Raw genomic sequence first — 6499 nt, 5'->3', positions numbered from 1 at the left:
GACGCGCCCGCCGCGTGCTGATGAGCGCGGGCCACGGTGGAGTCCACCGACACATCCCAGGTGATCAGCCCGGCTGCGTCTGCCCGGGACTGTAACCCGGACAGGATCTTCTTCCAGGTGCCGTTCCGCTGCCAGCGGCGGAACAGCCCGTACACCGTCTGCCACGGCCCATAGCAGGTTGGCACGTCCCGCCACGGCGCACCTGTCCGGATCCGCCACCGGATCCCGTCGATGAGCTGGCGCTTCGTCCAGACTGGTGGCCGCCCCTGCTTCTTTCCCTTGGGCAGCAGTGGTTCCAGCACAGCCCACTGGGCGTTCGTCAGATCCCCCCGTCCCACATCGCGATCGTTCCAAACCGATCACAAACGGGACGCATAAGGATCACACGGCTACTCACTTATGAAACAGGCCCTAGTGTGGAGGTGTGTTGTAGACGGCGGCGGGCATCTGGGATAGCTGAGAGCGGAGATGGCCGATGCCGGCGCCCATAACCCACCGCGCCGTCTCGGGATCGAGTGCCCACCGTCGACGTGCCAGCAGGCGTCGCAGACCGGCGCGGTCCACTGCCTACGGCGGTGCAGCTCCGACGATCGCCTCCCCCTGGGCGACGTCTCGCCAGTGGGAATCGTCGGAGATGTCGAGAACGCGCTGGAAGCGGTCGACCAGCGCAGGCCATGGGGTGTGTTCCCCACCAGTGCCGGCACGCCGGCCCGCCAGAAGGCAGAGCGCGCTCCGTGTTCCTCGGCGGTGGCCGCGAAACCGCTCATAGCTCCATCGGCGTGGTCGCGGTACTCGTCGATGTCGCGTCCGCCGGCCACCAGTTGGCTGAACCTGCACGCGTCAGGGCCGGTCGCGGTGGTCAGTACGCTCGCCGTCGCCAACCAGGTGGCCTTCCAAGCGCGAAAGCCGGCGCTCGGGATTCCGGCGGAGCCACTGGTCCCTGGAGGGCAGGACGCCCGACAATAGTCCGCTGTCCGCTATGGCCGACAGATCAGAGCAAGCCGAACGGCTACTCCTCCGCCGGATCGTCTTCGTCCTGTGGTGCGTCGGGAAACCATGTTCCCCCGCGAGCAGCTTCGAGTTGCGCACGGGTGAGAACAGTTCCGGCCGGGAGCTTGAGTCCGGTCAGGCGCACCAGGGAGTCCGGTGGGGACTCGGACAGGTCGGCGCCGGGCGCGGTGATATCGCGAAGAAGCCGGTCGATCATGTCCGCCAGACACGCGGGCCCCGTACCTCCATAGCCCCAGCTGAGCCCGAAGTATGCGTCCTGGGGAGCGGGATAGAGAGTTCCGTCCGAGGTTCGGACCCAGATGGGCTCGTCGAGGATGAGTTCTGCCAGCGGGCTGGTCGCGGGAAGCCTCTGCGGGCTCGCGAGGAGAATTCGTTCCCCATCGCGGCTGGTGGTGCGTAGCGCGGGAGCGTCGGTCGCCGGATCGATCAGCGTGACGCCATGTCGAGAGCCGAAGATCTCGAAGGCGGCGGTGTGGGGGGATGGCTTGAGCCGGCTTGCCCATTCAGCGACATGCGGGCGGGACGGATCGGCGTCCTCGATCTGACCAAAGGGAAGATCTTTGCCGCCGTCCCATTTCATCAGCTCGCGCACACAGTCCGCGGCGAGGGTGTCGGCCCGGCTGAGCACATCGAGCCACCCGGCCCGCCTCTGGTGGACATCCAGATCCTCGCATTCCGTTGGTGGGACCGCCATGGGACGCGCCGCGACAACGGCGGTGTCTGCGTCCGATGTCCTGTCCAGAATTTCGAGGTTATGCAGCGCCGCCTCGGTGGACCGGTGCTGGCAGATCCGGGCGAGGTTCAGCAGGGTCCGCGCCGCCGGATGGCTGTCTTCGTAGCTGGCCGCGAGGCGCAGGAGGACCGCGGTGTCGAGATCAGGCGTCGCCGGACTGATCACAGTCTCATGTGCCGGGCGCCAGTCCAACATGAGCCGCGGGACCCGCAAGGTGGTGGGCCAGTAAGGAAGTGGGCTTCCCACCACCTGCGCTAACGTCTTCCACCCGAGACCGCCGCCCTTCGAGCCGCGGGTGATATCCGTGACGGCCGGACCTGTGATCCCGAAGTCCCACTCGACCAGGGCGATCCCTGACGCGTCGGTTAGCTGCTCGCCGACGTCCCGAAAGCTGTGGGTCTGGCCGGACAGTGGCCACACGATCGCCAGTCCGCCCGCGGCGGTCTGCCACCTCAGCGCGATAGCCTTGCCGGCCGCGACCGGTCTTGCGCCCAGGTATGCCGCTGGCGTACGTGCCGGAGGCCAATATCGCAGCGGTACCTGTGAGGACAAGCCCACGGCTGGGTCTGCCGCCCACGAATAGACGCTCACCTCGGTCCAGTAGGAGGCGCCGTCCCGGTGGCTCTCCGGTCTCACGAAGCGCCCCGTACGGACCTGCCACCACAGCCACCAACGCGAGACGCCGAGAAGCTGCGCACACCTCGACAGATCTAGAAGATCGTTATCGGACGACTGAGCCATTCGCATCCCCGCGGTAGTCTGTGCCATGACGAGGCGGAGGCAGCCGACGGTTACCATACCGCCGGGACGCCTGGCCAGCGAGCGCAAGCGTGATGGCCTGCACGTACCGAGATTGGGCCTCAAAAGCCCGCATTACCCCCGGAGGCTTATTCAGAACTCCCATCCTGCATGATCTAGATCATGCATCGCCGCAGGTCGAGACACCGGTCGAGGCGCCACTATAGATCTTGATGGAAGAGTTCTGTATAACCCTCCCGGCCTGCTAGAATATGGTCGCCATCAGATCACGCCCTGCATGGCGTCAGCAGGTAGGGCAACAGTACCCGTCTCCTCGGCCCACGACAGCGAAACAGCACCGACGGCGGACCAAGATCCCGAGATTCGGGATCAGATCCTGGAGATCTGTGCTGGCCGCCCGCCGCTTTCGGAACGTGGCCGTCAGGTATCGTATGTCTGCCGATGATCCAGCTCAGTACGGCGACTCGAACTGACGGGCCGTGGTCTGTCCACCGTCCTCGTGCTCTTCGACGCCGCCGGCTCGGTCCTAGACCATGTGCGCCCAAAGGATTTGACTCCTGCTGGCCCTGCCCGCGATGGCTACGCCATGGTCGTCGCGTGATCGCGTTCCACCCCGCCGGTTGGAGGCCCTTCTCGGCGATCCCATGGGCAGCATCGACTATGACGCCATCACCCGTCTGATCGACGGCGACCCAGGTTACCTGGACCGATTGAGCTGGCCGGCGCCGTAACCGAGAGCTATTGGATATTGATCCAACAAGATTCAATTATCCAACTCGCGCCGGAGCGCTGGCGAGACCTGATTGATCCTGACGAGATTGCCGAGCCCTCGACTCATGCCGATGAGATTCTTTGCCTTCAGTTCTTCTAAGACCAATTCCGCCAGCCACGTCGGAGCATCGACGGCTTCCGCGATTTCAGGACCCTCAAGCGGAGGCGGCGGTCCCTCCGCATTGAGCAAGGCCGCAATGACGGCCCGCCGTATCGCGCGAAAATCGGGTCGTTTCGCGCTAGCGTAGGCGATGAGACCTGGCAAAGTGATCGATGCGCGAAGCGCACCACCCAGCATCCTATGAAGCTTCAGCAGGCCAGCACGCCCCAACGCTTCCATCGCCTCGGAGAAGCCGTCATCGCCGATCCCGAGCCGCCCGGTTGCAGCCTGTAGGGCATTGACATCCAAGTTCCATGGCGGTGACCAGCTCGCAAAAGCCTGCTCAGCAGCCAACCCGAGGACGGTGTTGTCTGTCGGCAGCAGGCCAGGTACCTCGATTGAGGGTTCGACGTATCCCGGCGGCGGCCCCAGCCCTGGTTTCGAACTGACGTTGAAGATCCCCCTGACGATCTCGTCAAGTTCCTTGTCGTAGTCACTCGGGTCCTGGATGACCACATACTTACGGTGACGCAGGGGCTGCGGTATCTCCACGCCATCGAGCACTACCGGGATCAGTTTGCATCTGCCCTCGATGGCGAGCACCACACCGGCGTCCAGCTCTTCCTGTACCCACTTGCTATCGATGCTGTACTCGGACAGCACGATGATGAAGACGTCGCAGTCGTCGATGCCACCATCGAAGATCTCTTTCGGGAGGCTGCTTCCCGGTTGCAACTCCCACTTATCGACCCAGGAATTAACTCCCTGCGCCAGCAAACTAGCCGCAAATCCTAGCACGAACCGATCTTTGTCTTTGCTGGCGTGGCTGATGAACGCCTTCGGCGGTATCAGTGCGGATGGTGCAATCGTGCCGATCGGGGAGCCCGTCTCCTCGGGTAGACGGGGCGACCGTTCCAGCTCGGTAAGGAGCTCTTCCAAGGCACGCAGCCATCGGCGTTGTTCGGCGGCGATGGTCCGATACAGCTGATCATTAGTAACCCGTCCCTCAAGCAAACTCACGTAGCGTGGCGTCTGTAAGGCCAAGGCGAAGTCGTCACCGACGAGCATCTGCTCAAGGACGCGTTCTGCCTCGTCGACCAAGGTCAGGAATCGTCGTCGCATCTCATGGGATGCCCCAGACTGGGGGCCAGTTCCCCAGCTCGGCAGGTTGGAAAAGTCCTGCGCCAGTTTACGCACCCGGCCAGCGGCAACCGCGCGATCGACGCCGTCGGCGATGACGGGGTGACGATCAGGCATGTGGCGAACCAGCCCGTAGGACAGCGCGAGTGTCGATCAGCAACCCGAAGCTCAAGTCCCTGCCATTCATGAATCCTGCCGTCCCTCCATCCCGTCTCCCGATCAGGAGCCTATCGGCACGGTCACGCTGTCGGCCTCAAGGACCACCGGTCGTGATCGGATCTCGTGTGGTGAGCGCAAGCGCCGACCGCGCTGCGCCCGCCCGAGCCAGATCCGATCAAGAAGCCGAGGTGGAACACGTCGGCCGGATGGCTTCGTCGTGATGTTCTCCGCCTCTATGCCCTGTACGCGGACCGTGCAGTAGCGGGTTGAGGAGCCGACCCGTTCGGCGTCGGGTGCCGGGCGTTCAACCTCGGCGTCGGCGGCCAGTTTCTCCTCCTTTCGGTGCTGTTGGATGCGGCCCGGTCTCCTACGGCTGGCCGGACGGGTCGGTTTTGCGGCCGACCCCGACCCTGCTGGTTAATTACATACAGTTAAAAATTGATCAGATCGAGCCTTTATGATCAAGGAGTCCGCGCGCCGATCTGTCCCGTATGCGGCAACATACCCGACTCAAATCTCTAGATCATATCGGCAGGTCTGAATGACGGTGGCCGACGTGGCGCTCGACGCGCGCCGCGTGCTGGTCGTGGTGGTGCGGGTCCGCCGGTTGGTGTGTCCGACGCGCGGGTGCCGGCAGACGTTCCGTGAGCAGCTACCCGGAGTACTGGAACGGTACCAGCGGCGCACCCCGAGACTGGCCGCGCAGATCGGTGTGGTCGTCCGGGAGTTAGCCGGCCGCGGCAGTGTGCGGGTGCTGTCCGCGCTGACGGTATGCCTGTCGGTGCAGACCGCGCTGCGTTGCCTGCTGCGCCTGCCACTCCCGCCCGTCACGGCGCCACAGGTGCTGGGCGTGGACGACTTCGCGCTGCGCCGCCGGCACCGCTACGCCACGATCCTCATCGACGCGCAAACCCGCCGCCGGGTGGACGTCCTGCCCGACCGCGGTGCCGACGCGGTGGAGGCCTGGCTACGCACCCATCCCGGCCTGGAGGTGGTCTGCCGGGACGGCTCCGGAACCTATGCCGAAGCGGTCCGCCGCGCCCTGCCTGAGGCGGTCCAATGCAGCGACCGGTGGCATCTGTGGCACGGCCTCGCCCAGGTGACGCTCAAAGAGGTCGCCGCGCACAGCGGCTGCTGGGCGAAAGCCGGCCCGCCACCCAACGACGGTCCCCGCGCCCAGACGACTCGGGAACGCTGGGCGCAGGTCCATGATCTGCTCGGCCAGGGTGTTGGTCTTCTCGACTGCGCCCGACGACTCAACCTCAGCCTGAACACGGTCAAACGCTACGCGCGGGCCAGAGAACCGGAACGGCTGGTGCGCGCTCCGCTCTACCGGCCGACGCTGGTCGACCCCTACCGCGACTACCTGAAACGCCGCCGCGCCGAACAGCCCGCCGTGCCCGTGCTGCGCCTGTTCCACGAGATCAAACAGCAGGGCTACACGGGCAGCTACAACCTGTTCGTCCGCTACATCAACCAGGGCCGCGTCGACTCCGACCGGCCCGCGATCTCGCCCCGGCGTGTCGCCCGGCTCCTGCTCACCCGACCCGACACCCTCACCGACAGCCAACGCGACCGGCTCGACGGCATCACCACCGCCTGCCCGGAAATGATCGCACTCGCCGGACTCGTCCGTGGCTTCGCCGGGCTCCTCCATCCCGCCGACGGCAACGCCCACCTACTCGACGAGTGGATCACCACGGCACGGGACGCCGACCTGCCCCACCTGCACGCCTCCACCCATGGCCTCGAACTCGACCGGGACGCCGTGAACAACGCGCTCACCGTGCCCTACAGCAACGGCGGAACCGAAGGCGTGAACACCA

The 6499-nt window shown here is 65.3% G+C and carries 3 protein-coding genes and 1 pseudogene; 1 reads left to right on the top strand and 3 read right to left on the bottom strand.

The genetic code is table 11. The features are described 5' to 3' along the window. The 3 genes from MJ797_RS25180 to MJ797_RS25170 form a co-directional block, all read right to left on the bottom strand. Positions 1–338: IS5 family transposase (locus tag MJ797_RS25180; protein ID WP_239341980.1), on the bottom strand; the 338-nt coding region annotated here is incomplete at its 3' end. 671 nt (positions 339–1009) lie between these two features. Then, positions 1010–2380 (bottom strand): hypothetical protein, encoded by a 1371-nt coding sequence (locus MJ797_RS25175; protein ID WP_239341978.1) that lies wholly within the window; start codon positions 2378–2380, stop codon positions 1010–1012. 886 nt (positions 2381–3266) lie between these two features. Then, positions 3267–4631 carry a toll/interleukin-1 receptor domain-containing protein gene (locus MJ797_RS25170; protein ID WP_239341976.1) on the bottom strand — a complete coding sequence of 455 codons (1365 nt, stop codon included), beginning with the start codon at positions 4629–4631 and terminating at the stop codon, positions 3267–3269. A gap of 586 nt (positions 4632–5217) precedes the next feature. On the opposite strand from MJ797_RS25170, the pseudogene MJ797_RS25165 reads away from it, so the two are divergent. Further along, a pseudogene (locus MJ797_RS25165) lies at positions 5218–6499 on the top strand (ISL3 family transposase); the annotation flags it as partial.

The organism is Protofrankia sp. CiP3, assembly GCF_917627345.1.
Taxonomy (GTDB): domain Bacteria; phylum Actinomycetota; class Actinomycetes; order Frankiales; family Frankiaceae; genus Protofrankia.
Note: the sequence above shows the minus strand (reverse complement) of the source record. Positions and strands in the feature narration are given on the sequence as shown.

Coding starts and splice junctions, on each gene's coding strand:
- MJ797_RS25170 (WP_239341976.1), bottom strand. CDS start 4,631: ATGCCTGATCGTCACCCCGTCATCGCCGACGGCGTCGATCGCGCGGTT.